At 42.7% G+C, this 26,384-nt stretch carries 22 protein-coding genes and 2 pseudogenes; 16 read left to right on the forward strand and 8 right to left on the reverse strand.

Annotated elements, in window-relative coordinates; translation table 11 throughout:
• The first annotated feature begins 509 nt into the window (after nucleotides 1-509).
• A complete protein-coding gene (locus ASG85_RS26800) occupies nucleotides 510-809 on the forward strand; it encodes a hypothetical protein (RefSeq protein WP_060648265.1) in 300 nt (99 codons plus the stop codon).
• Between the two features lie 246 nt (nucleotides 810-1,055).
• Here ASG85_RS26800 and ASG85_RS26810 read toward each other — a convergent pair whose 3' ends face one another.
• Complete coding sequence (locus tag ASG85_RS26810; protein WP_060648266.1) at nucleotides 1,056-1,274, reverse strand: hypothetical protein; 219 nt, start codon at nucleotides 1,272-1,274, stop codon at nucleotides 1,056-1,058.
• 431 nt (nucleotides 1,275-1,705) lie between these two features.
• Between ASG85_RS26810 and ASG85_RS26815 the strand changes: the two genes are divergently transcribed.
• The 7 genes from ASG85_RS26815 to ASG85_RS26845 all read left to right on the forward strand — a co-directional run bounded on the left by ASG85_RS26815 (nucleotide 1,706) and on the right by ASG85_RS26845 (nucleotide 14,899).
• Nucleotides 1,706-3,979, forward strand: coding sequence for an AraC family transcriptional regulator (locus ASG85_RS26815; RefSeq protein ID WP_057304558.1), 2,274 nt, complete (start codon nucleotides 1,706-1,708; stop codon nucleotides 3,977-3,979).
• Between the two features lie 199 nt (nucleotides 3,980-4,178).
• Nucleotides 4,179-5,696 (forward strand): DUF3502 domain-containing protein, encoded by a 1,518-nt coding sequence (locus ASG85_RS26820; protein ID WP_235549299.1) that lies wholly within the window; start codon nucleotides 4,179-4,181, stop codon nucleotides 5,694-5,696.
• A gap of 197 nt (nucleotides 5,697-5,893) precedes the next feature.
• Complete coding sequence (locus ASG85_RS26825) at nucleotides 5,894-6,814, forward strand: ABC transporter permease (RefSeq protein ID WP_060648267.1); 921 nt, start codon at nucleotides 5,894-5,896, stop codon at nucleotides 6,812-6,814.
• Nucleotides 6,815-6,828: 14 nt separating this feature from the next.
• Nucleotides 6,829-7,704 carry a carbohydrate ABC transporter permease gene (locus ASG85_RS26830; RefSeq protein WP_057304556.1) on the forward strand — a complete coding sequence of 292 codons (876 nt, stop codon included), beginning with the start codon at nucleotides 6,829-6,831 and terminating at the stop codon, nucleotides 7,702-7,704.
• A gap of 38 nt (nucleotides 7,705-7,742) precedes the next feature.
• A complete protein-coding gene (locus tag ASG85_RS26835) occupies nucleotides 7,743-9,446 on the forward strand; it encodes a hypothetical protein (RefSeq protein WP_060648268.1) in 1,704 nt (567 codons plus the stop codon).
• A gap of 80 nt (nucleotides 9,447-9,526) precedes the next feature.
• Nucleotides 9,527-10,750 carry a hypothetical protein gene (locus tag ASG85_RS26840; protein ID WP_060648269.1) on the forward strand — a complete coding sequence of 408 codons (1,224 nt, stop codon included), beginning with the start codon at nucleotides 9,527-9,529 and terminating at the stop codon, nucleotides 10,748-10,750.
• 228 nt (nucleotides 10,751-10,978) lie between these two features.
• The gene (locus tag ASG85_RS26845; protein WP_060648270.1) at nucleotides 10,979-14,899 is read left to right on the forward strand and encodes an OmpL47-type beta-barrel domain-containing protein; all 3,921 of its coding nucleotides are present in this window, start codon (nucleotides 10,979-10,981) and stop codon (nucleotides 14,897-14,899) included.
• Nucleotides 14,900-15,391: 492 nt separating this feature from the next.
• On the opposite strand, the gene ASG85_RS37280 is transcribed toward ASG85_RS26845, so the two are convergent.
• A complete protein-coding gene (locus ASG85_RS37280) occupies nucleotides 15,392-15,571 on the reverse strand; it encodes a phosphotransferase family protein (RefSeq protein ID WP_082588244.1) in 180 nt (59 codons plus the stop codon).
• Between the two features lie 34 nt (nucleotides 15,572-15,605).
• Here ASG85_RS37280 and ASG85_RS37285 point away from each other — a divergent pair, with 34 nt between their 5' ends.
• From ASG85_RS37285 to ASG85_RS26860, 4 genes are all read left to right on the forward strand, one after another.
• Complete coding sequence (locus ASG85_RS37285; RefSeq protein WP_200961710.1) at nucleotides 15,606-15,779, forward strand: hypothetical protein; 174 nt, start codon at nucleotides 15,606-15,608, stop codon at nucleotides 15,777-15,779.
• A gap of 158 nt (nucleotides 15,780-15,937) precedes the next feature.
• Nucleotides 15,938-16,180 (forward strand): HAMP domain-containing protein, encoded by a 243-nt coding sequence (locus ASG85_RS26850; RefSeq protein WP_060648271.1) that lies wholly within the window; start codon nucleotides 15,938-15,940, stop codon nucleotides 16,178-16,180.
• Nucleotides 16,181-16,254: 74 nt separating this feature from the next.
• Nucleotides 16,255-16,890: a peptide-methionine (S)-S-oxide reductase MsrA gene (locus tag ASG85_RS26855; RefSeq protein WP_060648272.1), complete on the forward strand. Its 636-nt coding sequence runs from the start codon at nucleotides 16,255-16,257 to the stop codon at nucleotides 16,888-16,890.
• Nucleotides 16,891-17,206: 316 nt separating this feature from the next.
• On the forward strand, nucleotides 17,207-17,410 hold the full coding sequence (locus ASG85_RS26860; RefSeq protein WP_060648273.1) for a hypothetical protein: 204 nt from the start codon (nucleotides 17,207-17,209) through the stop codon (nucleotides 17,408-17,410).
• A gap of 259 nt (nucleotides 17,411-17,669) precedes the next feature.
• Here ASG85_RS26860 and ASG85_RS38210 read toward each other — a convergent pair whose 3' ends face one another.
• On the reverse strand, nucleotides 17,670-17,951 hold the full coding sequence (locus ASG85_RS38210; RefSeq protein WP_156390072.1) for a hypothetical protein: 282 nt from the start codon (nucleotides 17,949-17,951) through the stop codon (nucleotides 17,670-17,672).
• Between the two features lie 129 nt (nucleotides 17,952-18,080).
• On the opposite strand from ASG85_RS38210, the gene ASG85_RS26865 reads away from it, so the two are divergent.
• The 3 genes from ASG85_RS26865 to ASG85_RS26875 are packed head-to-tail and all read left to right on the forward strand — an operon-like array spanning nucleotide 18,081 to nucleotide 21,832.
• Complete coding sequence (locus ASG85_RS26865) at nucleotides 18,081-19,562, forward strand: spore germination protein (protein ID WP_060648274.1); 1,482 nt, start codon at nucleotides 18,081-18,083, stop codon at nucleotides 19,560-19,562.
• 20 nt (nucleotides 19,563-19,582) lie between these two features.
• Nucleotides 19,583-20,695, forward strand: coding sequence for a Ger(x)C family spore germination protein (locus ASG85_RS26870; RefSeq protein ID WP_057304548.1), 1,113 nt, complete (start codon nucleotides 19,583-19,585; stop codon nucleotides 20,693-20,695).
• A gap of 39 nt (nucleotides 20,696-20,734) precedes the next feature.
• A complete protein-coding gene (locus ASG85_RS26875; RefSeq protein ID WP_060648275.1) occupies nucleotides 20,735-21,832 on the forward strand; it encodes a GerAB/ArcD/ProY family transporter in 1,098 nt (365 codons plus the stop codon).
• Nucleotides 21,833-22,278: 446 nt separating this feature from the next.
• On the opposite strand, the gene ASG85_RS26880 is transcribed toward ASG85_RS26875, so the two are convergent.
• Both ASG85_RS26880 and ASG85_RS38215 read right to left on the reverse strand, forming a co-directional pair.
• Nucleotides 22,279-22,680, reverse strand: a complete 402-nt coding sequence (locus ASG85_RS26880) for a thioredoxin family protein (RefSeq protein WP_082588245.1) — start codon at nucleotides 22,678-22,680, stop codon at nucleotides 22,279-22,281.
• A 24-nt stretch (nucleotides 22,681-22,704) separates the two neighbouring features.
• A pseudogene (locus ASG85_RS38215) lies at nucleotides 22,705-23,073 on the reverse strand (peptide-methionine (R)-S-oxide reductase); the annotation flags it as partial.
• A gap of 372 nt (nucleotides 23,074-23,445) precedes the next feature.
• On the opposite strand from ASG85_RS38215, the gene ASG85_RS26890 reads away from it, so the two are divergent.
• Nucleotides 23,446-24,129 carry a Crp/Fnr family transcriptional regulator gene (locus ASG85_RS26890; RefSeq protein ID WP_063860398.1) on the forward strand — a complete coding sequence of 228 codons (684 nt, stop codon included), beginning with the start codon at nucleotides 23,446-23,448 and terminating at the stop codon, nucleotides 24,127-24,129.
• Between the two features lie 385 nt (nucleotides 24,130-24,514).
• On the opposite strand, the gene ASG85_RS26895 is transcribed toward ASG85_RS26890, so the two are convergent.
• The 3 genes and pseudogenes from ASG85_RS26895 to ASG85_RS38655 form a co-directional block, all read right to left on the reverse strand.
• Nucleotides 24,515-24,853 (reverse strand): MmcQ/YjbR family DNA-binding protein, encoded by a 339-nt coding sequence (locus ASG85_RS26895; protein ID WP_057304543.1) that lies wholly within the window; start codon nucleotides 24,851-24,853, stop codon nucleotides 24,515-24,517.
• A 175-nt stretch (nucleotides 24,854-25,028) separates the two neighbouring features.
• Nucleotides 25,029-25,961, reverse strand: coding sequence for a DMT family transporter (locus tag ASG85_RS26900; RefSeq protein WP_063860393.1), 933 nt, complete (start codon nucleotides 25,959-25,961; stop codon nucleotides 25,029-25,031).
• Nucleotides 25,962-26,222: 261 nt separating this feature from the next.
• Nucleotides 26,223-26,384 (reverse strand): annotated as a pseudogene (locus tag ASG85_RS38655) (nitroreductase); the annotation flags it as partial.

Genomic DNA, 26,384 nt, shown 5'->3' on the forward strand with positions numbered 1-26,384 from the left:
GAATCGCCTGCGGCGTGACGCCGTTCGGGAGCTTGACGTCATTTATTCGAACGACAAAAACATTCTATATAACGAAGTCGGGACTGACCCCGTAACGTGAGACAAATTAAAACACCTTCAAGTAAAATGAGCCGTGTCGTAAGATATGGTGGACAACTTGGAGGTGTTTTTGCGTTGGCAACACGAGTAAGCTATCCCGTAGAAGTGAAAATGCAAGGTCATTAAAATGAGATTAGCGTTGTGTCACCAGATGCCGTAGTCGCCTGGATGGAGTTTATTCGCGGCGGAATGTCCGTAACTGCTTCCAACCATCGAGGACTTGTTCCGTGTTCAACCGACTGATTTCTCTTGGCAAAGAGAAGAGCCTGATCGTAGCGATTGCATTGGTGCAGGTAAGAGAAAATCGGCTGCCGTTTTCATTGAGCTAACGGGCAGGATAGTAAGAACTTCAAACTAAATATTGGAACTTTTTGGTTGTTTTTTCGTTTAATGAAATGGAGGTGAATTACTTGAGCGATAGACCCAGGACATTTTTGTTATTTGGAATATTTATTTGCTTGATAATCATTGCAATGAAGCCTGTCCCTCAATTTAGCTATAATGCTCCGCAGACACAGGTGCCTTCTTCTGGCGAATCTGTTGTACAACTCAGTGAAAATAGAATAGCTATCGTGGATACAAACATTAACTCAGGAATGCGAGGCGAAGTTTTTGTTCTTGAGTTTGATGAGACAAAGAAAACTTTTAATCTCGTTGGAAGGTATAATTATGTTGATTTTTTCAGAAATCCAAACAAATATATACCTTAAGCAGGGATGCAAATTAGTGCCCATTGAACTAACGGAAACGTTAGTTCAATAAAGGGGCGCTATACAAACTATGAAGGTGTTGCCATGGTAACAACCTTTGGCATGCTTAAAAAATCGGGGATTTCCAGATCGATTCGAATTATTTTGAACAATCAATGCATTGTGCTTCCCGTCAATTCTCATGATGAATTACGACTCCTTGTATTTGTGTTTTCATTTTCTGTCAAGGGTGGCTCCATATACAAATTACTTAACCTTATCTAGCCGTACTCCCGTGGTGGCTATTTCTGTCGTGCCTTCTTCGATTTCTGCTGGATAATCCAAAGTAAAATACCCTCTTCCGATTCGCTCAATATCATCGTCAGTTGCTGGCCTAATTACAAAAGCTCTGTCCTTGATCCAAATGATTTCTTCATCATGAGTAACAAGTAAATAATCCTCAAACGGTAAATTGACGGCTTTCATAATAAACTCACTCCTAGAGGAAAAGTGGTCTTGGGTTCCCATTATAACCCTTGATGATTAACCTTAGATGAAGAAAATATAACGTTTTATTACAGATAGACGAACATTGATTTTAATTCGTTCATTGTAAAAAATCATCCAGTTTTGATTTGTTGTTGAGCTAAGGAACTATCGTGTAGGAGTTGCCTTTTTGCGGCTCCTTTTTTATTTTCGTTGAAGTAACGGTTAATTCTAGCAGAGGTTACATTAAAACTTATTTGTCACCCAACAGAAGCAGTGAATGAGGGGATTTGGTAGATTGATTTAAACGAAGATGACTCTGCTCAATTAATAAAATTCACACTTCTTTGTTAAGATTCATACTGGACAAAGCAGGAATCCTGTCATATTGTTTTCGTGTGATATAGTGAGAAAGAAGGGTAGGGTATGCCATGTGGAGCCGGATAAAGCCGAAGAAGATGTATTTAAACATATTTATGTATTCCTGCATTGCAGTGAGCTTGCTTACCCTAGTATTTACCGTGTTCCTCAGCCAACAGTTCGCTAAAAGCGCGATGGATGAAACGGACAAGTCCAATCAGGTGAAAATTAATCAAATCGTTAAAACCTCGGAATTTACCCTGCAAAAGTTACGCCAGTTTGCGCTAAGAATCTATTCGGATCAAAGTATTGCACTCTGGATGAACATGGGAAAGGACCAGTATTCTCCTTTGACATTGGATAAAGCCGCGACAAGTGTAAGGGAATTTATGAGCAGTGAGCCTTTCATTCGAGGCATTTATTTAATTAACTTTAATATTGATCAAATCTACACTTCTGAATCGAGCATCTATACGACAAAGAATTTTTATGACCAAACGATGTTGGACTACATTAAGAATCAAAAAACGCCGTATCTGCAGTATGTTAACCATGAGGTGGGAGGAGAATCGTTTCTTGCACTGGTCGTACCGGCGGCCGGACCTAATCAGAACTATCAGGGATTTGTTGCAATTCTGTTCAGTAAACCATTGTTGAATGAGAACATGCTGCAGATTTCAGCAGATGATCCCAATAAAATTTATATTGAAGGCAAAAATAAAGAGTTCATCCTGGGGAATACGGACCCTGCATTAACCAAAGCGCTAATGGAAATAGATAAATCGGCAGCAGACCAGGGTTGGAAATGGAAGTCTGGCAATGAAACCTGGTCCATTCAGTCAGAACGGTTCCCTGTAGAAGGATGGAATATATATCACATGACGCCGATCTCCTTATGGCAAGCAAAGGTTGCTAAGATTCGTATCCAAATTATTGGTTCTTCGATCTTAATGTTGTTAGCCTTGCTGTTATATTTGTTTTGGCAATCATACCGCAGCTTAAAGCCTCTTAGTGACTTGGTAGCTCAAATACGAAGCAAGCTAGGCAAGGAACATGCTATCCTACAAGCATCAAATGCCGGCAATGAAATGGCATGGATTCATTCCGGTTTCCATTCGCTTGTTGAGAAGATTGAACAATTGGATTCATCGATCAAGAGCAGCAAAGCTTTGGTGAAGGATGATTTCTTGCGTCAATGGATTCTTAATTCGAAGTCATCTAAACCAATTGAAGAGTTTATTAGGAACCAAACGCAAATTCTCCAAACGGGATCGTTCCGCATGGCGGTCATTCGTCTGGAATCGTACGGACGCTTCGAAGAACAGTTCGACTTTGCTTCGCGTAAATTATTGCGCTTTGCATTAGGGAATATTATGGTCGAAGTCCTTTCGAATCACGGGTTTGTTGCGGAAACAGTCGATTTCGGCTCTGATCACATTGTGGCGCTTATTTCTTTGTCTACTTCAGAGGAAGAAATGGCACTAGCAATAGGAGCGATGGATGACGTAAAGGTTCAGATCAGTCGATGGCTTAAGCTGGAAGTGCATGCAGCTATCAGTTCCGTACTTGATGTTGAGGAGAATCTGCAGATTATCTATAACCAGCTTTACGAACTGACGTTAATGGGATTCATTAATCATGAGGATAGGGTGTTTACTTCTGATGATCTGGAGCGATATGAACGAGGCAAAGACAGTGATCTCGATGAAGCATTGCTGAAACAGGTCATTCAATCTGTTCAGCTTAAGAATGATAAAGCACTTGAAGGTTATTTGGATCACCTCACCTTGCATATGCAGGAACTAAGCTATCAGGAATGCAAACTGCAGTTGACTCACATCATTTATTCCATCATGAAAAGCTTCAAAAACTATAAAACGTTTCAAGGGATGAAGAGTATCCATTCTTTTCTGGAACAATTCGCCACATTAGGTGAAGTAAAATCGTGGCTGTACCAGGTGATGCTGCAAACCATAGAACAGAACCGCAAGAAGAATGTTTCGAGCCGAAAGGATGAGGTTGCTGCGGAGATGATCGAATATGTACGCAATCATCTTCACAATCCGATGCTTTCCGTGGACGACATTGCCGCACATGTATCCATGTCTGTGAACTATGCGAGACAAATATTCAAGGACCATTTTAATTGCTCATTATCCGATTATATTACAGACCAACGGATCGAGCATGTCATCAAGCTGCTTACAACGACCGATTGGACCGTTGCTGATATAACGGAACAGTCCGGATTTCAAACCAAGAGTACCTTCTTTTCTGCATTCAAGCGAGCAACCGGGATGACGCCGAACCAATACCGTTTGGGAAAACATGATTTAGAGCATTGAAATTCGTACTCTGATTGTTGGGAAATTTATACTCCCCCCTTTATAACATTTCATACCGATTGATAGATACCGGACTGTACGGAAGCTGAGCAATCCGGGTATGATCTAGTACGAACCGAGCACACCGGATACACGAAACCAAAATGCGAACCATGGTTATATCATTGCTCGGTTGATCATAAAACAGGAGGGGTTAAAAGTGAAGTCAAGAAGTAAAGGTATCTTATTAATGGTGACATCGTTAATACTGGCAGGAACATTGGCCGCCTGCGGTTCGAAGGAGACGGCAACTTCTGAAACCACCAAACCGGCAGCTTCCACGGTGGCCAAATTAGATCCGGTTAAACTGAAAATCATGTTCCCGGGAGATCCGCCGGCCAATTGGAGTGAAGTGAAGGGAGAGATGGAGAATCGTCTTGCCGATTCACTTAATGTGAAGCTGAACGTGGTGTTTATTCCATGGGCAGATGTCCTTCAGAAACGCCAAGTCGCATTATCCTCCGCGGAAGATTACGATCTGATCTGGGATAATAATCCGTATCAAAATATTGCTGCTGGGCTCTACGAACCATTAGATTCAATCATTGATAAGTATGGACCTGAGATTAAGAGCAACCGCTCTGCGCAACTGCTAGAAGCCAACAAAGTGAATGGTAAATTGTACGCAGTACCGCTTGAAGTGAATTTCATTCGTCCGTGGACGTTTGTTATACGCAAGGACATCCGGGAGAAGCTAGGCATTGCTCCGATCAAGAGCTACGATGATCTGGTCAAATTTATGTATGCTGTGAAAGAGAAGGCTCCGGAGATCACCCCGTACATTCCGAACGGCACCGAACATACTGGTTTGAAGATGGCAAGTATGCTGGATCCGAAAGCCAATCTTGCCGCTATATCGAATTATCCTGGACTGTATACCAAAGGCAATGATGGAAAGGCCTATAATATCTTTGATAATATGGATCCTATGATCATGAAAAATTTTGAACAAAATTACAAGTTCTATCAGGATGGGATTCTTGCCAAAGATGCCCTCATTCTTAAAAATGCGGAATTTGCTAAAGGAAAAGCAGCTGTATCAACCTTCAATGATTTCGGTGTAGCTCTTAGTACCCGAACTTCTCTGGAAAAGTCAGTTCCGGGAGCCACCGCAGAAGCATTCAGCTTCTATGATCCCAGCATGAAGCTGGCCTCAACGTTCAAAGCAGGAAATTTCATTGCCGTCCCCGTGGTCAGCAAAAACAAAGAACGCGCCATTCAATTCGTCAATTGGTTAAACCAGAAGGATAATTACGACTTGCTTGCCTACGGAATAAAGGGTAAAAACTGGGAAGATTCGGGCGAAGGCCTTTTTAAACCCATCAAAGAAAGCCCTTATTCAGGCATTCCTTTCGCATGGGGTTGGAACTCCAAGCTAGATCGCATCGATGCCAGCTTGCCGGAAGATGTGATCAAGCTGAACAAGTGGCAGCGGGATCCCAATAATTTTACAGCGGATATTCTTGCCGGATTTACTTTCGATCCAAGCCCGGTATCCAATGAAATTGCACAATTGAGCACTGTGGGTAAAGAGTTGTATGATCCGATAGTTATGGGTCTGGTGGAACCGAAAGATGGTTTAGCGAAGTATAAGGATAAAGCATATGCTAATGTCAAGAAAGTCCAAGTTGAGTATCAAAAACAGCTGGATGCGTACCTGGCCAGTAAAAAGAAGTAAACCGTTATAAAAGCCGGCGACCTAGATTCTAGGTTCGCCGGCTTTTCATATTGGTAAACTCCGGACTTTCGTGTGTGATAAAATTCAAACCTCTATGGGCTGTTATAGTTCAAACTCATTGATAAAAGCAAGACTATACGCCAGCTCCACGAATGGGTAAGATACAAACACATACGAAAGGAAAGGTGAGCATGAACATGAGTATTATACGAGAACTCAGGAAGAACATATGGCTATATGCTATGGCGCTTCCTGTAATTGTGTACGTATTTATATTTTCTTATTTGCCAATGTCTGCACATCTATTGGCCTTTAAACAGTTTATACCTGCTAAGGGGATTTGGGGAAGCCGATGGGTGGGATTTGACAATCTTACATTTTTTTTCACAGGACCTGATTGGTTGGCGGTTACATTAAATACTGTATTTTTGAATCTTTTGTTCATTACGGCAGGCACCGTGAGCTCTTTATTAATTGCTCTGCTGCTGAATGAAATTAGACAAGTGTTTTTCAAGAAGTTAACCCAATCACTTGTGATTTTGCCGCATTTTATTTCCATTATCGTTGTTAATCTGATGGTCTTGAATTTCTTTAACGGGCAGGACGGCATGATTAATCAGCTGCTGAAGGATGCCGGCTTTCAGACGGTCGATTGGTTTCAGACAACATCGGTCTGGCCTATGCTTTTGACCATTATATTCGTATGGAAGGGAGCCGGTTGGGGTTCGATTATATATCTTGCGACGATAACCGGCTTCTCAGAAGAATATTATGAAAGCGCAAGAATTGACGGCGCCAAGCGCTGGCAGCAGATCTGGCACATTACTCTGCCGTTGTTGCGGCCGACCATTATCGTACTGACGCTTCTCGCTTTGGGACGGATCTTCTACGGTGATTTTGGCTTGATTTATGGAATTATTGGAGACAATTCTCTGCTCTACAAGGCTACAGATGTCATCGATACTTATACGTACCGATCCTTGAGGGATTTCTCGAATATGAACAGCTACAGCAATGCGGCGGCAATCGCATTATTCCAGTCGGCCATGGGTTTTATCACCATTCTTTTCTTCAATTGGATTGTCCGCCGAGTTGATAATGACTCCAAGTTATTCTAGAGAGGGGCTTTAGTATGATATTGAAACAACGAGATGCATCCCAATGGACTGTGTCCGCCGTAGCATATGTATTCATAGGTTTTTTTGCCCTTATTTGCCTTATTCCTTTCTGGCTTGTATATATCGGATCGTTCACAGCGGAGCATCAGATTGTTAAAGGCTTTCAAATGTTCCCTACGGAATTTACGCTTGATTCCTATCGTTTCTTATTTAAGGGCAGTCAGGTGTACCGAAGCGGCTTTGTTTCCATATTCGTTACTGTGGTCGGTACCGTCGGGGCAGTGCTCATGACTTCCATGTTCGCTTATGTTACAGCTCATCTGAAGGTGAAGTATCGGAATTTCCTTTCCTTTTACATTTATTTCACGATGCTTTTTGCGCCTGGTCTAGTAGGCTATTATTTGCTCATCTCCAACTGGCTGAACTTGCGGGACTCGTTATTAGCGCTGATCTTGCCACAATTGTTCTCCGCATTCAACGCATTCTTAATGACATCCTATTTTCGAACGCTTCCATTTGAATTAAATGAGGCGGCGACCATGGATGGAGCGCATGAGCTGTATATCTTTTTCCGTATCATCTGGCCTATTTCCATGCCTGTGATTGCAACGATCACGCTGTTCTATGCGCTTTCCTATTGGAATGACTGGTTCAATGCCCTGATGTTTATTGACGATCCGCATAATCACCCGCTGCAGATGATGTTAAGAAGAGTTGTGTCCAATGCGCAGAATTTAGATTATTTAAATACGAATGTAAATATTCCGGTTTCAGCGGCAGGCGTTCAGCTTTCGACGGTATGCATCACGATTGGACCGATCATATTCTTATACCCATTCCTGCAGCGTTATTTCATCAAGGGTATGACGATTGGTGCGGTTAAGGGATAGTCGTAACCACTCACATTTTAAACTGTGGAGGATAACTTATGTCGGCTCACAGCAATAAGGAGCATCTAATAGCAAGTCTTTCGGAACGGGAAGCTTCATACAATTCCGCAGTGAAACTGCAGTATGGACCGATTACGAAAACCTACCATACAGCTCTTAAAAAGGATTCTTATCCTTTTGTGCACAGCACCTACTTGTCTGTTATATATGCGTTAGATTTGTTGGACAGTTCGCTGCCTCATTATACGGAACGGGCAACCGAAATATTATCGGTCATCTTGCAATTACAGGATAAGCGTCAGGATAGTCCTACCTATGGTATTTGGTCCTATTATTATGAGGAGCACTTGGACCAGATGGAAGCTCCGGATTGGAACTATGCCGATTTCATCGGCAAGAAGTTGGTCTTAGTGCTGAAGCACCATGGGGATCGCTTAAGCGAAGTGCTCAGACAAGGATTGTCAGAAGCAATAGGGAATGCTTGCCAAGCCATCATGAAACGGGATGTCAGCCCTAGCTATACCAATATAGCGGCCATGGGGGCTTTCGTTACACTCGTTGGCGGCGAGGTCACTAGACAAGAGACATTTGTACAATATGGCCGGAATCGACTGCTGCGGCTTTATGATTACACCATGAGTCTAGGCACCTTTGTCGAATTTAATAGTCCCTGCTATACGCCGATTACGATTGAGGAGCTTCACCATATTCATGAGGAGACCAAGGACTCCATTTCCATCAAGTTAACAGAGCAGCTGCTTCACGTCGCATGGAAAATGATAGCTGAACGTTACCACCCGCGTACGAAGGAATGGGCGGGGCCTCATAGCCGCTCCTATTATCCTATGCTAAGTGAGGGCAGCTTTGAGTACGGTTTGCTAAGAGATGCATCTGAGAACAATTCTAACCCTCAAGCAATTCGTTGTCCCGAGGAACTGTTGCCTTATTTCAGCTTGGAAGAAGAACGGGTTCTCCGCTGTCCAATATTCGTCGAAGAGGAGATGGGCTACCAGAGCTATGCCACCACGTACATGCAAGAAGCATATTGTTTAGGTTCTTTTTCAAAGGACATGATGTGGAACCAGCGCCGGAATCTGATTGCTTATGTGGATAACCATGGTAAGGCCGCCTATATACAGCTGCGTTTTTTGAAAGATGGCATGGACTTTTCGTCGGCTGTCTTCACGGGAGTGCAGGATAGGAGTGATATCATATTCGGAATCAATATGGCTTTGAATTTCGGGGATTGGCACCCTGTACTGGACCCTGTTAACGGTGTGTTTGAAGCGGAGGACCTTCGGATTCGTATAGAAATTGGAGGTTATATCGAGGGGGTGGATTGTTTCTCCGGCAACAAGCTTGATTACGATGCTGCAGTTGTCATCGGTGGTCAAACTTTGCGGGTCAAGCAGTTGTCTACCTTTTCGGACATGGGAGTGCCCTGTATTGCGATCACGAGATCAGAGCAAGAAGGCACCCTAGGCATCGATTACATCATCTATGAAGGACTGAGGAAAGAATTTAATTTCCATGAGTGGAACCAAGCAGCATGGGTGTTTTTATTTACATTATCAGCGCAACCGGAAGAACTGCAAGCTAGCAGCGAATATAACGATGGCTCACTATACGCCTGGTGCAAGAAGCAAGGACGGAAGATGAGCATCACCATCCCTGTGAAGCCGGAACGAATTGAGCAGCTATTCCGAAATAATGAAGTCTCTTTTATGACAGAGGATGTGTAGAAATGACGTCTAAGGGCTGGCTCTCTTTCTTCTTAATGAATATCTGATCTTATAATCGCAAAAACAGGAGGAACATCTTCATGAAGCCGCATTTCCGATATTCCCCGCAGCCGGTGCTCGAACCGGTTCCTGGTTGTGAGTGGGCAAGTAAAATGGTGCTAAACCCAGCTATTGTAAAAGATCCGGCTTCCGATAAGCTGCATATGCTCTTTCGGGCTACGGGTCCATGGTCTCAAAAGCGCAAGGAAGGTAAGCACAATCCATATCCGATCTTTCTGGGGTACGCAGTAAGCAGCGACCTAGGCAAGACGTGGGATGCCGATTTTTCCAGGCCAGCACTTGCTCCTGCTCTGAATGAGGGGTTCGAAGACATCTACATTACAGACATACACGGTAATCGGGTGCGCGATTATTCCAACGGCTGCATCGAGGATCCGCGCATATTTCCAGTGGAAGGGGAGCTGTATCTTTCCGTGGCATGCCGGATGTTTCCGCCGGGACCGTATTGGCTCATTGATCAGGAGCCTTCAATTGATACGCGCAACGACTATGTGCCGAAATGGGTGAATGAGGGTGATGATGCATTCATCGTTACGGCTCGCACTAACAATACCGTAACCGTCCTGTATAAGCTGGATTTAGACATGCTGAAAGCAGGCCGCTATGAAGAAGCCTTTATCTACGTATGCCCATTGACGGAAGGCCATGTAAGTGATAACCGCGATGTTTTCCTTTTCCCCGATAAAATGCGGATTGATGGGAGACTGCAATTTGTGATGCTTCACCGTCCGATGACGCCTGCCTTATACCCGCAAGGATCCGAAGTCAAGCAACCGTCGATCTACCTCGCAGCAGCGGAGAAATTAGAGGACTTCGCAACGGACCGGGTAACCCACCGGCTGCTGGCAACCAGCCAATTCCACTGGGAGGACAAGCGGATCGGAGCAAGCTGGGCGCCGCTTAAGATTTCAGCTAACGAATGGCTCGTTTCTTATCATGGTAAGAAGGATATCCATTTTGGGTATACACAATCCTTTCTAATTGTACGCGAGCAGGATAACGACTTCCCGGTTGTGACGCATCGATGCTCTGAGCGCTTAATGTACGCTCAGCAGGCTTGGGAGATGCCGAGCGATTATCCTACGCCGTGCTTGTTTACAACAGGCGGAATTATTGCAGGAGATGACCTGATTATGTCTTATGGCGCTGCAGACCAGAAGGTGGGCATTTCTTGGGTGAATTTCGCTGAGCTAGTGGAGTATGTGAAGCAATTTGACGCTAATGGACAGAAGATAGAGGAGTAGTTTAGACGAACATGTATTAAATCGGTGCAAGAAATCGAGAATTTTCGATGAATGGCCGGTTTAACCCAATAAATGTAAGCGCTTATATTTTTGAGGAAGTTAAGATGAAAATGAGAGTAGGTGGTCTATATGTAGCAAGACTAACTCTATGCATTCGAAGTTAGTTTATCTCGTTTCATAGTGTAGCTTATCTAAAACCTTTTTAGAAGAAAAGAGGACGGATACTTAATGGTAAAAATGTGTAAATTGTTGACACTAATTTTGGCATTCATAATGGGATTAACGTTGATCCCTGCTGGAGATGTTCATGGGGCAGGAACTCTGCTTAAAACCGGTAATTATTACTACAGCGTTGCCCCGAATGGGGGGAATTCTCCGGACAAGGGAGTAACCGGATTGATATCCTCAGCTGATGGCGTGCTGCTTGACGGATCAACCTCAACGTATGCCGGATTCATGGGGAGCGGCACGGGTACCCCAGGGAGCGTACAGGTCGTATTTGACCTGTTGAAGGATTACCCGTTGGACAGTATAAACGTCGTGCTGAACTCACCCAATTCGTTTTGGGGATTTAATGACCTTACGGTAAAATACCGCCCGGAGGCTGCGGAGTATTACTATATTGCTGACAAACACACCAGAACACCAGGAATAACCTCAACGAGCCCAAGCTCAGATTGGAACTACTCGGTCAACATACCGATGTCGAACAAAACGGCCAGATTTATTATCATCGATATTAAGCGTCCTCATGCCTTTCAGCATATCCCCCTCACCGAAGTTCAAATTTATAAAGGGACCGGACAGGAAGGCGTGAATCCCGGATCTGCGCTTACTGCGGAGCAAATGGCTCTCGAACTGAACAAAGACAGCTTATTGGCAGAAAATTTGCTTAAAACCGGAAATTATTACTTTAGCGTTGCCCCGAATGGAGGCAATAGTCCAGACAAAGGAGCAACCGGGCTCGTATCCTCAACCAATGGCGTGCTGCTTGACGGATTAACGACAACGTATGCAGGATGGACGGGGAGCGCGACTGCCCCAGGAACTATACAAGTGGTATTTGACCTGCTGAAGGACTACCCGCTTGACCGTATAAACGTCGTGCTGAATTCACCCAATTCGGCTTGGGGATTTAAAGAGTTTACTGTAAAATACCGCCCTGAGGCTGTAACGGATTATTATTATATTGCTGACAAACACATCAGAACACCTGGAATAGTCTCAACGAGCCCAAGCTCAACCTGGAATTATTCAGTCAACATACCGATGTCGAACAAGACGGCCAGATTTATTGTCATCGATATTAAGCGTCCTCATGCCTTTCAGCATATCCCCCTCACCGAAGTTCAAATTTATAAAAGGACCGGACAGGAAGGCGTGAATCCCGGACCTGCGCTTACTGCGGGGCAAATGGCTCTCGAACTGAAAAAAGACGGCTTAATGGCAGACAAGTACGGGCAGTGGGTTTATGAAACCTGGCCTGGAAAGGTAACATCCGACGAGCAGCTGCAGCAGGAATATACGAATGAGGCGAATGCACTGTCAAATGTTTCACTTGATCTTGCAAAATTCGATCCGTACGGCGGGATTAAAAGTGGAGGAGGTTATACAAGCAGCGGTTATTTCAGACTTCAGCAAATCGATAACAAATGGTGGTTTATTTCTCCGGACGGGAATAAATTTATTCTAAAAGGCGTGGATGCCACAAGTATATGGGAGTGGGGATACGGGACGGCGCTTAAAAAAGCTGACGGTACCCCAAGAGGGGTGTTTGAGGAACTTCCTGATCCAGTCGCTTATGCTCCTGCCTATGTAAACGATTCCAATGGCGAAAGAGTAAGTTTCGTTGTCGCCAATATTATGAAAAAATACGGCATCAACTTCGAGTCGAAGTGGGAGGATATAACAAAGAAGCGGTTGATAGATTGGGGCTTTAACGCTTTCAGTAAGTGGACCAGACCTCAAAATATAACTTTTCCGTACATTAATGTCCTGCAAGACCCCGGCGGCTTAAAAAGGATTCAATGGACTTACGATGTTTTTGACCCGCAGAGTGAAGCCATTATAGAGACCGCATTGACCCCTCAGCTTGATAAAGCGAAGAATGACCCGTGGCTAATCGGTTACACTTACGATAATGAGGCCGGATGGACAACCGATATTGTAAAAGATGTACTGACATATAATTCGTCGTCTGCGGCTAAAAGCGCTTTCGTGAATTTTCTTGCACCAAGGTACAACAATGATATTACTGCCGTCAACCAGCTTTTAGGTACGAGCGCGGTATCGTTTGACGAGTTAAAGAATATTTCGATCAACATAACCAAAGTGCCTGCTGCGGATGTATCGGAATATATCAAGCTGGCGTCCAGAACCTATTTCTCAACGGTCAAAAATATTATCAAAAGACATGATACAAACCATCTGTTCCTAGGTTCGTCCGTAGTTCCCACCTGGCGGACCAGTCTGGAATGGGATTCGGCGGCAATGGCGTTTGTAGATGCATTTTCAGTGGACAATTACACGAACGATCCAAGTTGGATTTCCAGATATGAAGCTTTCGGAAAACCATTATTGAATCTGGAATATACTTTTAGTACTACCCAGCGTGGGTTGTCACCCGTAAATGGGGCTACAAGTGTGGCTAGTATTGCGGATAGAGGTATGACCTACAAATCTTTCGTGGAAAGCGAAACTTCACATCCGTTGTTTATTGGCTCAGGCTGGTTTTCGTACTTCGATCAAGCGGTTACATGGCGTAAAGACGGTGAGAATTTCAATATAGGCTTAGTAAACCAACAGGATCAGCCCTATACAGATATGGTCAATATCATGAAGACCATTAATGCCGGTTTGGAAAATGTTCATGCCTACGGGATTAACCTCGCCTTGGACAGACCGGTTACAGCCAGCTCATCCAAAACGGCTTCTTTAGTTGCCGGGAATGCAGTCGATGGTAAAACAAATACGAGGTGGGGCTCTAACTACACCGACAATGAGTGGATATATACGGACCTCGGTACAATCCAGCCAGTGAGTAGGGTTAGACTAAACTGGGAGACAGCTTTCGGTAAAGAATACAAGATACAGGTCTCCGACAATGCTGTTGACTGGACCGACGTCTACAATACCCAAATAGGCAATGGAGGAATAGACGATATCTCTTTCTCGACAACCAGCGCAAGGTATGTAAGGATGCTGGGTTTACAAAGAGGTTCCGTTTACGGATATTCACTGTGGGAATTTGAGGTATATGAACAGCCTGGAGTAGCGCAGGATGATATTCCGCCGGTTACGACCGATGATGCGTCTTCTGACTGGAAGAATACGGATATAACGGTGACGCTTACCGCTACTGACGATCAATCCGGTGTCGAAAACACGAAATACCGGAATAATGACGGGCAGTGGCAACCGTACTCGAATCCGATTACCGTTTCAGCTGAAGGAACTAACATTTTGGAATATATGAGCGTCGATAAGGCCGGAAATGCCGAAACCCCGAAGAGCCTGTCTATCAACATAGATAAGACTGCTCCGGTCACTACAGCCGGATTACCTCCAGCAAATGAAAACGGATGGTATCATTCGGATGTAAAGTTGACCTTAAATGCGTCGGATCCGTTATCCGGTATCCATAAAATTCAATATCGGATCAATGGCGGCCAATGGCAAACTTATGATAGCGTCATCAACGTTTCAGCTGAGGGAACTAATACGATAGAGTATCAAAGTAAGGACGAAGCAGGAAACACGGAAGAGCTAAAGAGTGTAGTCGTGAAAGTAGATAAGACAGCACCGGAAATGCAAATGAATCAAAATAAAAACGAACTGTGGCCGGCTGATCATAAAATGGTGACCGTAACGGCCGACACTTACGGCACATTAGACCCAATTTCTAGTATTCAGTCCATCGTTTTAAAATCCATCACCTCCAACGAACCGGATGATGGTCTTGGAGACGGAGACACCTCGCAGGATATTCAAAATGCAGACTTTGACACACCGGATTATATGTTTGATTTGAGGGCTGAGCGATCCGGAAGCGGAGGAGGACGGGTATACACCATTACTTACGTCGCTACGGATTATGCAGGTAACGAGAAAACAGTAATATTGACGGTAACCGTTCCGAAGAACCGATGACAAGGATGATCTGATAAACAATGGCTCTCGCCCTAATTGTGGGGGCCATTTATGATGGGGGTTGTTACGAAAACAGCAACTTTGCTTGAACGAAATTCAACTGTGACTTCTTTATTGCGGTTTCCCGAACAATATGATGATTGGGAGCGTACGAAAACAATTGAAAATAAACTTCAGAGCATTATTAATAAACGAAACAAACCATGATGATAAAATAGGGGTGATCTCGGCAATCGTGCTCTAACCGTCACTTGATGCAAATATTACGGTTCTTATTTTTGATAATGAATCTTCGAGTTCGGAAATATCATGTTTAATCGCGTAACGTAATCCAACTAATTCATGCAGTCCTTGATGTTTTTTCACTCTATGTTCAATGGTCGTGTCTTTTGGAATGAATGTTTATATTCACTTAATATCTGATTATAAAAGTCCACTCCCAGATAACCTTGCGTTGCCAAATCTTTTGCAGGGTCACCTATAGTCATATCACTAAAGTCGATAATTCCCAAAAGATATCTGATTATAAAAGTCCACTCCCAGATAACCTTGCGTTGCCAAATCTTTTGCAGGGTCACCTATAGTCATATCACTAAAGTCGATAATTCCCATTATACCTGAACATAAATCATCAACCAAAATGTTCCCATACCATAAATCTCCGTGGCACAAAACGAAGCGATGGAAAAAAAACGAAAAGGAAGAATTGGAATTTCAAGTCGATCTTGCGGAGTACAACAATACCTCGAAATGGGTTTTACCGGTTCCGTCTACTTTCATGATTGATGAGAGTGCCATTATCCGCTCCGCTTATGTCAATCCGAATTTCATGCAGCGTCAAAGCCCGGATGAAATTTTGCGAGAGCTAAAAAAGCTGTAACGATTTTTGCATCATTCATTTGTGAGCAGAATAATCGATTATGGTAAGAACAAGTCTGAAGAAGCGAGGCTTTAAATTGGATATCACATGTATAATTATCTTGCCGTACGATAAGACTTGACATATCCATATATGCTGGTGATACGGGAGAAGCTTATATGGCTGGGTTCAGCTACAATTGGAGCGGGCGGGCGCACGAACAGGGCTGCATTGGCTTCCGTAAAACGGATAGGCGAAGATCCGCCCGTATTGCGAAAGGGGAACTCGAAACGCGAGTAGTAGACATGGGCTTGAAGGAATTCAGGGAACTGGCCCGCCAATTTAATATGATGGGTGAAAATCTTGAACAAAGCTTCCGGCAAGTGGCGGAAAAGGCGAAGTGGGAGCTGGTCGTGTCTTGATTCAAAGGTCCTCGAAATTTCAACCTTGCTTATTATCGAGCTCCCAATGATATGATAATAAGGAGGAGACAAAGATGAGTGATTGCAAAATACAAACTTTAACATTGGGTATGGGTTGCTTCTGGAGCCCTGACGCTTTGTTCGGACAATTAACCGGAATAATAAGAACGCGTGTAGGCTTTGCTGGAGGAACTACAGATCATCCGACTTACCGACAACTAGGAGACCATACCGAAACGGTCGATATGGATTTCGATTCTGGTATCGTAAGTTTGGAGACCCTATTGAATGTGTTCTGGAGCAACCATAATCCAGTGAATATAAACGATTACAAAGGCCAGCAGTATAGATCTTTGATATTATTTCGTGACCCCACACAGAACAATGTAATCCGAGAGGTCAAGAGAACCACCGAGGAACGAGGACAAGGAATACTGGACACCGAGGTTGCTCCCTTTACCGTGTTTTATCCTGCCGAGGATCGACTTCAGAAATATTATTTGAAACGGTATCCAGATGCGATTAAAAAACTGAGAACGATCATTCCAACCGATGAAGAACTGACGAACGCAACCTTGGCTGCACGCTTAAACGGTCTGGCTAAAGGTTATACCAATCTAGAGAAAATTATAAATGAAATCCGAACTTGGCAGATTAGCGGAGAGGAACAGGAAGAGATCATCCATCTAATTAAGCAGATAAAATGGTGAGGGCTGTGAGCCCCCCTAATCCTCCAACTTAGTAAAAAACCGGCGTAGTTCAATGGATCTTCAAGCAAAATTGCTCCAGGTAGGAAGAGAAACTGACCATATTCGTTTTCATGTATCTGTTGTCCCCTTCCAGCTTGCTCAGCATATAAGGGGCACCCGCCTATGAACGGGGGATTGTTCACAACATCCTCATATACACGGAAGAATGCGAGCATCGGCCTGCTGCGGACACCTCTTTACTAATCGCTTCGGCTAAACTCCTGCCTACATTGGATACAGGCAATGAACGGTTAGATGGATTGGAAGAGGGAGTTGATTGGGAACCAGAAAATGGAGACAGACGGAGATCGCGAGTGACTTTACCCTCGTAGAGGACCTGCTGATCGAGCTGCTTCTGCGATTTTCGCCGCAGTTGAACGCCAAGTTGCTACAGCTTCAAGAGATGCTGCAGCACAGAAGGATCCATCCCCGCGACGCCGGACAGATCGATGAAGATCGTTTCGATATTGGCCGCCCCTAAAGACGACAATCTTACCGCAGTTGATACAAATCCGAGCCCGAGACAACCTCACGTCAGGCATAAGCCTGATGTGAGAAGGGGCTGTCCCATAAGTAGTTTATTCTACGTAGGAACAGCTTAAATGAGCAGTCCATGATCATAGTCATGAAAAAAAAGCGTAAGTTCGAAAGGGGAATTCACCTCAGAACTTGCGCTTTTTGGTTCATTGATGCCCGATTGAGGAAATTGTGGGTAAGCGAAGGCCATCCGACCTGCAGGCTTACTTACTGTAAGCCGCAAAGCAGAAAAAGCCTGAATTCTCGGTTTTTCTTGATTTGCGTTTCAAGTAGGGGTCACGCCAACATAACGCGAAAACGTACGCTAAGCTTCCATATCCCCCAAAAATCCGGATTTCCCGTACGCTAAGGGAATCCGTTTTTTTCAATGAGTTTGCTGTAACAGTCCGCAGCGACTTGATCCCGTTACTGGATACCACAACGCTTTTTCCCGTAGCCGCCGCCAGTACCCATCCAATGGCCGGACTGGACGACGTACAGATCAATGCCCGCCGTCCTTGATCAGTCGAAATTTTTTGTAATTCCACCCATGTATAAAAAAAGAGTTTTTTACAAAAAATAACATGCTACCATAGAAACATTTGGACACTTTAGCCAGGAAGGATTTCTTCGCAATGAAAACAGAATTTAAAAACCTCGATCAATTATTAAAATTATCCAGACAATCGAGTGACTTTAAGACAACAGCGATTTTACTTGGTAAACAAGAAGTGAGTATTTTCTATTATAGTACCTTAATCGATGCGAAGTGGATGCAGCAACATTTGATTCTTGTGTTGCAAAATCGCTCATTGGATTCAGAAATCAAGGAAATTGAGGATATTAAGGCCTGGCTTCCCATTAATGATATAGAGATTACCGACGAATTAACAAATATTCAATCCAAACTGCTGAAAGGTTATGCGATCGTTCTACTTCATGAAAACGATCAAAAGTGTGCATTGGTTAATTTAGCCGACAATCATGGATTGCGAGAAAACAATGAGACGGAAAACGAGTTTAGCGTCGTCGGCCCTAAAGTCGGTTTCATAGAGGACCTGGATACAAACATCGGTTTGCTAAGAAAACAAATCAATCTCCCAAACTTGATTATAAAAGAAATAATCGTTGGAACAACTTCAAAAACAAAAGTCGCAATCATTTATATCGATGGGTTGACAAATGAACAGAATATTCAAACTGTTGAGCAAAGGCTTACTGATATTGATTACGATGTCGTGTTTGATTCGTCCATTCTGGACCAAATAATGTCAGACAATTCTATGACGCCATTTCCATTGTTTGTATCCACGGAACGCAGGGAACGAGTGGTGTTTTCACTTATTAGCGGGCAAGTCGCGGTGATTTGCGACGGATCACCTTATTGTGTTACAGGACCCTCTACATTGTTTGATTTTTTTATTTCCCCGGAAGATTATTATTTGCCATGGATATTGGGTTCTTTTTTTCGATTGATTCGAATCTTTGGTGTCATTTTTTCGCTGTTTAGCACGTCAATGTATGTTGCGATAACCACATATCATTATGAAGTCATTCCAAAAGATTTGCTTAGTCCCCTTATTTTTTCCAGACAAAACGTTCCATTTCCGCCCTTCTTTGAAGTGCTTTTTTTAGAAATAACCATTGAATTTCTTCGGGAAGCAGGGGCCAGATTACCAACAAAAATTGGACAAACCTTAGGTATTGTCGGAGGAATTGTTATCGGTCAAGCTGCGGTCGCAGCAGCTTTAACAAGTAATATTTTACTAATTCTTGTCGCGCTATCGGCTTTAGCCTCATTTACGACACCGATATATAAGATGTCAAATACGATACGATTTTTACGCTTTCCTTTCATCATTCTGTCAGCGATATGGGGGGGAATTGGCTTATTTATCGGGGTGGGTTTTCTGTTCATCCATATTATTCGTTTAAAATCATTAGGCTCTCCTTACGCTGTTCCGATTTTTCCTTTCAGAATTATGTCTTTTAAAGACAGTTTTATACGTTCATCTTTTCAAATTCTGAATAAAAGACCTCAACATTTAAGACCAAAATCTTCAGTTAAGTATGTGCCTAAACCAGTTAAACGGAAAAATATCATAGATGAAGAATAAATTATGGAAAGAGGGCCATTATGTATAGGAGGAAAATTTTTCCTATTATCATTTTGTGTGCAGTTTTATCGGCTTGTGCCGATCAAAAAATTGTGAATGAGATTTGTCTTGTCCATGCAATTAGCTTTGATACCGTTGCGAATGGCAAAAAAATCGGTGCTCTAATTTCTCACTTTAAAGAACAGGGAAAAACAGAACTTGACGCTTTATATACGGAATCCAACACTGATATTTCTCTGCCACGACTAAATACGCGGACAAATGATCCCATTGAAAGGGGACAGCTAAGGATGGTGTTATTCGGAAAAACGCATGCAGAAAAAGGGACTGGGACTGTAATCCATCATTTTCTCCGCGATCCTAAATTTCCATCGAAGCTTCAGCTTGGAGTCGTGGATCGGGACGCTTCGGAACTGTTGGAAATCACCAAAAAATTCTCTGAACCGTTTTTTTTATCGGATATGATTGAGCAAAACATGAGAAACGGAAATTTACCGTTGATGAACCTTCATGTATCCTTGTTTAATTATTATGGTGAAGGACGAGACATGTTTTTGCCGTATTTTAAAATAGGGCGAGAAGGAGCTGCGGGAAGCCGCGGTCACGGAGAAGTGAAAATCGATGGTCTGGCTTTATTTAGAAGTGATCGAATGATAACCAAAATTAGCATGAAGGACGCTTTCTTATTAAAAATGCTTATTCAGAACTCGAAGAATGGTAACTACATGGTTCCACTTGCAGGAAAAGCATCAAACATACAGGGTGAAGATTTTATTTTATTGAGAAGCATGCATTCAAAGGCAAACTATATTGTGAACAAAGCTAATCCAATCCCTTCTATTTCAATTCGATTGAAATTGGTGACGGAACTTCAGAATGTCCCGGATTGGGTGGATTTAAGATCAGATGAGCAGCTTACACAGCTTGAAAAAACGATGGAGTCTTATTTTAAAAAAGAAATTGAAAAATTCCTTTCACTATTGAAAGAAAATAAGGTTGATCCAGTCGGCTTGGGCGACTTAGTAAGAAGTCAGTCTAAGAATTGGAGTGCCCAAGATTTTGAAAAAATTTATCAAGTAATAAAAACAACAGTAAGTATTCAGGTTAAAATTGCTAATACTGGCAGTGCTTGAACGATATCTGGATGTACAGTTTAGTGAGGTGTTTCGCGTATGAAAAATCCTGTTGACGAAAAACACTTAATATCTCCCTTCTTAATTGTTCCTCTTATGTATGTCAGTATGGTCGGGGTCGGAGTTCTGAATTTCCAACGAGAATTGGCCGAACATGCCGGATATAATGCTTATATTTCTGTTGTTATTGTAGGGATTAGCATTCATTTAATCTTATGGATGATTTATAAAATTTTACGTTCTAATCAAGAAGGTCTAGATGTAACTGCAATCAACACTACATGTTTCGGGAAAATTGCAGGGAACATAATCAATTTCGCAATCGTTCTTTATTTTTTTTTCGGAGCTTATATTGAATTCAAAGCCAATATTGAAGTTATTCAAGTCTGGGTGTTTCCATCAATGAAAATTTTACCCCTAAGCACCATTTTGGTGTTGCTTATATACTATACCGTATCCGGCGGGTTTCGGTCCGTTACCGGGCTAAGTTTTTTGGGATTCCTAATGGCACTTATTTTTATTATTCCAGAGAATTTGCCAGTTTTGCGGTATGCACATCCGTTAAACTTGATGCCTCTTTTTAACCATTCAATAACGGATATATTACTCTCTTCTAAAAGCATGCTATATCAATTCATGGGATTTGAAGCTCTTCTACTCTTTTACCCATTCATTAAATCACCGGCAAAATCACAAAAATGGGCACATTTGATGGTATTTTTTGTTACATTAATGTATTTGATGATAATAATCATAACGTTTATGTTTTTCAGTGAAGGGCAGCTGCGCGAGATCTTTTGGCCAACGCTTAATATGCTCAAGATTATCGAGGGACCTGTGTTCCAGAGAGTAGAATATCTAGCGATTTCATTGTGGTTGGTAAAAAATTTATCAGGCATATCTTTAAGCTTATGGGCGGCATGCCGTGGAATGAAAAGCGTTTTTCAGACCAAACCACGTGCGAGCCTGATTGCTTTTCTAGTCGGAATTCTGATATTAGAGTCTTTTGTGAAGGACCGTAGTATACATCGATGGATGTACGAGTTTTATTCAGACGTCGGACTTTATTTTATTTATGGATATATCCCAATTATGTTCGTAGTCACGCAGGTAAAGAAAAAATGGAATAAGGGGTAGTAGCAGCACAGCTGATACCACCCGCAAGCTAATGAATTATAATGCAGCCAGGTTGTTTAGTAAATAGTCACAATCGGGGCAAATTGACCCGTAAGATGGACACTTTGATAAAAAGTGCCCCTTTTGCGGGTCATTTGTGTTTTAATCGAACTAGAGGAATTGAGCGAGGTATTGAATCATGGGTAAAACGAGAGACGGTTCAAAAATATTCAGTACGCAAGAGATTAATCAACTTGTGCGCTTATAACCGGCTTCCTGTTTATCTGGATTGTTCTTTTTAAACCGATCCATCACGGCCTGAATATAGGCTGGACGCGCTCCCCATCTGCCTAGAACATAATTTATGTTTAAGATGACTCAAGCTGCTCAACTGAGCGTAACCGGCTATTTAGAAAACGGCCTGATCGGTGATCTAACCCAGGCAAACGTGTCCCGATATGTTTGGTTCAATTTCTCCTTATAACCGGCTTCCCCTTATAACCGGCTTCCTGTTTATCTGGATTGTTCTTTTTAAACCGATCCATCACGGCCTGAATATAGGCTGGACGCGCTCCCCATCTGCCTAGAACATCTCCGGACCCATTCAAGAAAACCGCGCTCGGCTGCGCTCGCCCGCCATCCGTGAGAAAGAGATCCATGGTTCCCATATGCTTTTCCATGAGCAACACTTCAGTGGAAATGCGGCTTTGCTCCATCACTCGAAACAGTATGGGGACGTTCCAGATGACGTCCGGGCACCAATCCGTGCATAGAATCAAACAGTGCAGGTTGGAGCGATTGTTTAAAGCGGTAAAGAATGCTTTCTGGTCTTCTTGCGTAAACGGCGGACGAGAAGTGACATAAGGAATCTATTTGAAAACCGCGATAAAATNTCCAGATGACGTCCGGGCACCAATGACGTCCGGGCACCAATCCGTGCATAGAATCAAACAGTGCAGGTTGGAGCGATTGTTTAAAGCGGTAAAGAATGCTTTCTGGTCTTCTTGCGTCCATGTGAAATTCTCGTAAACGGAGATAAACTGCTCTTTGGTATTCGGGATATTACTGTTTTCTATCACCCGAATCTGCATATCATCCATGTCCACATATATCCCTTTTTGTTTATGATCCCAATATTTGTTATTAAATGCCTGTTCTGAGCCGTTATTTTGGGTCACTTCATATTGCATTGGCCTAAGCTTCTGCTTTAATTGATCCAGATCCTTCGAGAGAGCATCTCCTTTAATACAAATTTCGTTCATTCCTATTTTAATTTACCACCCAATTTGACATAGGGGGAGCGAATAATGGCGCTCTCATCAATCATGAATGTAGCTGGAACCGGCAAAACCCATTTCGAGGTATTGTTGTACTCCGCAAGATCGAGTCCGATACCTTCCATGATGTAGTTTACTGTTCTCCTGAAATTGTATATAACGCCAGAACAATGTAATGTAGAAACAGATGTTATCAGTCAACTTTATTTTAACCTGGATGGCAGAAGGAAATTCGCTCAATTTATAAGATGCATTGACATCATGATCCTTATAAAGCATGATGTATGGACAAAAACTTCAATAAAATTGAGTTACCTTTTCCCTAAAATGGAGGATTGTTACATGGAGGAAAACCAAATGAATAAATTATGGTATTTATCTCAAATCAGCATTTTTGAAGAAATGACCAGTGAAGAAATGAAAGAAATTGATTTACTAAATACTATTCGCCATTTCAATTGGGTACAGAAAGACGCATTGGTTCAAACACCTGATAACATTCTCAAAGGTTTTTCTTTCGTCAAAGAAGGCAAGCTTAAAGTATACAAATTAAACGACAGTGGGAAACAGTTCACTCTAGGTATATTGACTCATGGGAACATATTTGGGGAAATCAATTCCTTCTCGTTTGGTACTAAAGATGTTTACATTGAAGCCATAGAACCAACACTGGTTTGCTCAATATCCGAAGCACAATTCGACCGGCTTATGATAAGCAGACCGAATCTGGCGTTGAAATTTCTAAAAGCGGTCAGTGAACGGTTGAAGGAAAGAGAAGAACAGTTAGAACAAATTGCATTTAATGGTCTCCGCGAACAGGTGATTCATCTGTTGACGATGCTTAGTTCAAAGTTTGGTATCATCGTAGATGGTTTTGCTTTAATCGATCTCCCTCTTACGCACCAAGAGATAGCCAACATGCTTGGTGTAACTCGGGAAGCCGTCAGTGGAGTCATGAGTGGGCTTGTGAAGGATGGAGTTATCAAAACGTCTCGTAAGTCTGTTCAGTTAGATGCCGCGATGCTAACCCGATCCAAATAACCTCAACAAAGGGCGGCTGCAGACTGCAGTCGTTCTTTTTAATAAACTCATCATTGTCGGCGGGGCGCTGCTGGCGCACGGAAGCTTCCCGCTCAGCTGGCTCAGCATTAACGTCTCGCATCGCAATATTCTCTTATGAATGTGCGTACGCAATATCGGCATAAAGCTGCTTATCATGCCCGCAAGCAATGCCGGTATGAAGGAAGTCCAAGCGTAGCTCACCTCATTCGGTTTTATCAAAGGAAATTTGAGCGGGACCGGTTTCAATATCAAATTTGGGTATATAAAAACCGGAAGCGGGTGCGCCTCCGGTCGTTTTTATATATGAAAGGCTATAAGAACCTGTAAGCGTATCACTTCAGACTTGTAATCGCCTATGCATAATCTAAATAGACTCCCGGACGTTCTTAGGAAGGCTTTTAACAATCAAATTGTAAGAGTGATCAATCATTGCAAAGATATCCGACTCTGGCAAAGAACCCTCGAGAATAATCGTATTCCAGTGTTGTTTGTTCATATGATACCCCGGTCGAACGTCCTCATGCTGCTCTCTCAAGTTTTGCGAAATCACCGGATCGGATTTTAGGTTCAAGTACCCTTTTTCCTCATAAAAAAGAGCGAATATTTTACCTGCAATTTTTATCGCGAGTGGATCGGATCCCAAGGGATAATCCTTAATCGCTCCTTTTTTGTTTAGACAGTATTCGATGAAGTTATTTTTCAAACCGTCTCATCTCCTTCGTAAATGACATCGTATAGTCCATGCCGTTAACTTAAACCGTCGGCAAGCATGGATGATCCAGTGTTTGTTAGCCAATCAATTGAGCACCAGTAGCTTTAATATCGTTCATGATACGCCCATATGCCTTTAATTGGTAATTGCAAGATGGACACGGATTTTAAATTGTTTCCTTTAGGCCAAGCTGTTGAGCGACAGGAGCGCTAATCTGTGATTCCTGTTTCCGTTTTATTGCAATCAATAACATACCGGCAATCGTCATGAGTCCCCCGAGCATCTGCGACATCTCCAAAGCATGCCCCAAGATAACCGAAATAATTGCTGTAAAGACAGGAATCAGATTCATCGTTATGCCGGCCTTGCTCGCACCTAGTATCTTTACTCCTTGATTCCAAAAGATAAACGAACCGACTGACGGGAATACCCCCATGTATATAACCCCTACGATCCCCAAAGAAGTGATTTTGTCGAAGTGAATCGGCTGAAAAAATAAAAAAGGAATCATCAGAATAGCACCGACCAGCGCAATCATCGCAACCAATGTCACAGGCGGAATGCCTTTTGCTTTTTTTAAAAGCAATGAATAAGCAGTCCAACATAAGACGGCCAACAGCATGATCGCATCGCCCTCGTTATACTGAGTATGAAACAACTGCAACAGGTTGCCTTTCGTCAACACAATCAGAACACCAATAAACGAGGTGATTAATCCAATGACCTGAAAGGCACTTACTTTTTCTCTCAGGAAAATCAACGAAAAGAGCATAATCAAGCCAGGTGCAAGGGTAGTAAATAGAGCGCTGTTCGTTGCAGATGTGAACTGCAATGAAGCATACGAGAGATAGGTGTAGAGCACAATGGATAAAGCAGCTAGCAAAATGATCAACACCCAGTTATTCCTCCATATTTGACCCCATGAAGGCTTCTCAATAAATTGGGCAATGGGAATAAGAAGAATCAGTCCGACGACCCACCTTAGAAAGACTGTCCATTCAGCAGGAAATTCAGCTATAATCAATTTTCCAAAAATGATATTACCGGCCCAAAACAGATTAGCCACGATCAGAAATGTCCAAGCCTTATATTTCACCATATTTTTCACCTTCACTTTTTTTGTTTTGCAGATTAACTTGTCGTTAGCTACAATAGCTCTAAAATCGCTAGATCAGAACGAATGGAATCGTGAACTTCGGAAAAGGGAAAATTTCAAGGTCAGTTCCAGAAGCCTTCAGGCTACAACTATCTGAGTTTTCGGGAATTGGCCGAAGCTAGCGCGGATATCCTTATTTAAATAAAATGGGATATTATGTTATTAAACAAAGAGACTGTCATTGAGACAGCCTCAAGGTTAAGTTTATTTAAAAACTTTTATACGTTCTTGTACCGAATTAAATTTCTTTTCACCTGCTGCGGCAGACGGTTTACCGAACGGCATTTGGGCAATCAGTTTCCAGCTTTCCGGCAACTTCCATTCTGCTTTTACCCGTTCATCAATCAATGGATTGTAATGCTGTAG

It is taken from the genome of Paenibacillus sp. Soil724D2 (assembly GCF_001427935.1).
Classification (GTDB): domain Bacteria; phylum Bacillota; class Bacilli; order Paenibacillales; family NBRC-103111; genus Paenibacillus_E.

Coding starts and splice junctions, on each gene's coding strand:
- ASG85_RS26900 (WP_063860393.1), bottom strand. CDS start 25,961: ATGGTGAAATATAAGGCTTGGACATTTCTGATCGTGGCTAATCTGTTT.
- ASG85_RS26855 (WP_060648272.1), top strand. CDS start 16,255: ATGAGTGATTGCAAAATACAAACTTTAACATTGGGTATGGGTTGCTTC.
- ASG85_RS26810 (WP_060648266.1), bottom strand. CDS start 1,274: ATGAAAGCCGTCAATTTACCGTTTGAGGATTATTTACTTGTTACTCAT.
- ASG85_RS26815 (WP_057304558.1), top strand. CDS start 1,706: ATGTGGAGCCGGATAAAGCCGAAGAAGATGTATTTAAACATATTTATG.
- ASG85_RS26830 (WP_057304556.1), top strand. CDS start 6,829: ATGATATTGAAACAACGAGATGCATCCCAATGGACTGTGTCCGCCGTA.
- ASG85_RS26875 (WP_060648275.1), top strand. CDS start 20,735: ATGAAAAATCCTGTTGACGAAAAACACTTAATATCTCCCTTCTTAATT.
- ASG85_RS26825 (WP_060648267.1), top strand. CDS start 5,894: ATGAGTATTATACGAGAACTCAGGAAGAACATATGGCTATATGCTATG.
- ASG85_RS26840 (WP_060648269.1), top strand. CDS start 9,527: ATGAAGCCGCATTTCCGATATTCCCCGCAGCCGGTGCTCGAACCGGTT.
- ASG85_RS26845 (WP_060648270.1), top strand. CDS start 10,979: ATGGTAAAAATGTGTAAATTGTTGACACTAATTTTGGCATTCATAATG.
- ASG85_RS26835 (WP_060648268.1), top strand. CDS start 7,743: ATGTCGGCTCACAGCAATAAGGAGCATCTAATAGCAAGTCTTTCGGAA.
- ASG85_RS26870 (WP_057304548.1), top strand. CDS start 19,583: ATGTATAGGAGGAAAATTTTTCCTATTATCATTTTGTGTGCAGTTTTA.
- ASG85_RS26865 (WP_060648274.1), top strand. CDS start 18,081: ATGAAAACAGAATTTAAAAACCTCGATCAATTATTAAAATTATCCAGA.
- ASG85_RS26850 (WP_060648271.1), top strand. CDS start 15,938: ATGGCTGGGTTCAGCTACAATTGGAGCGGGCGGGCGCACGAACAGGGC.
- ASG85_RS26890 (WP_063860398.1), top strand. CDS start 23,446: ATGAATAAATTATGGTATTTATCTCAAATCAGCATTTTTGAAGAAATG.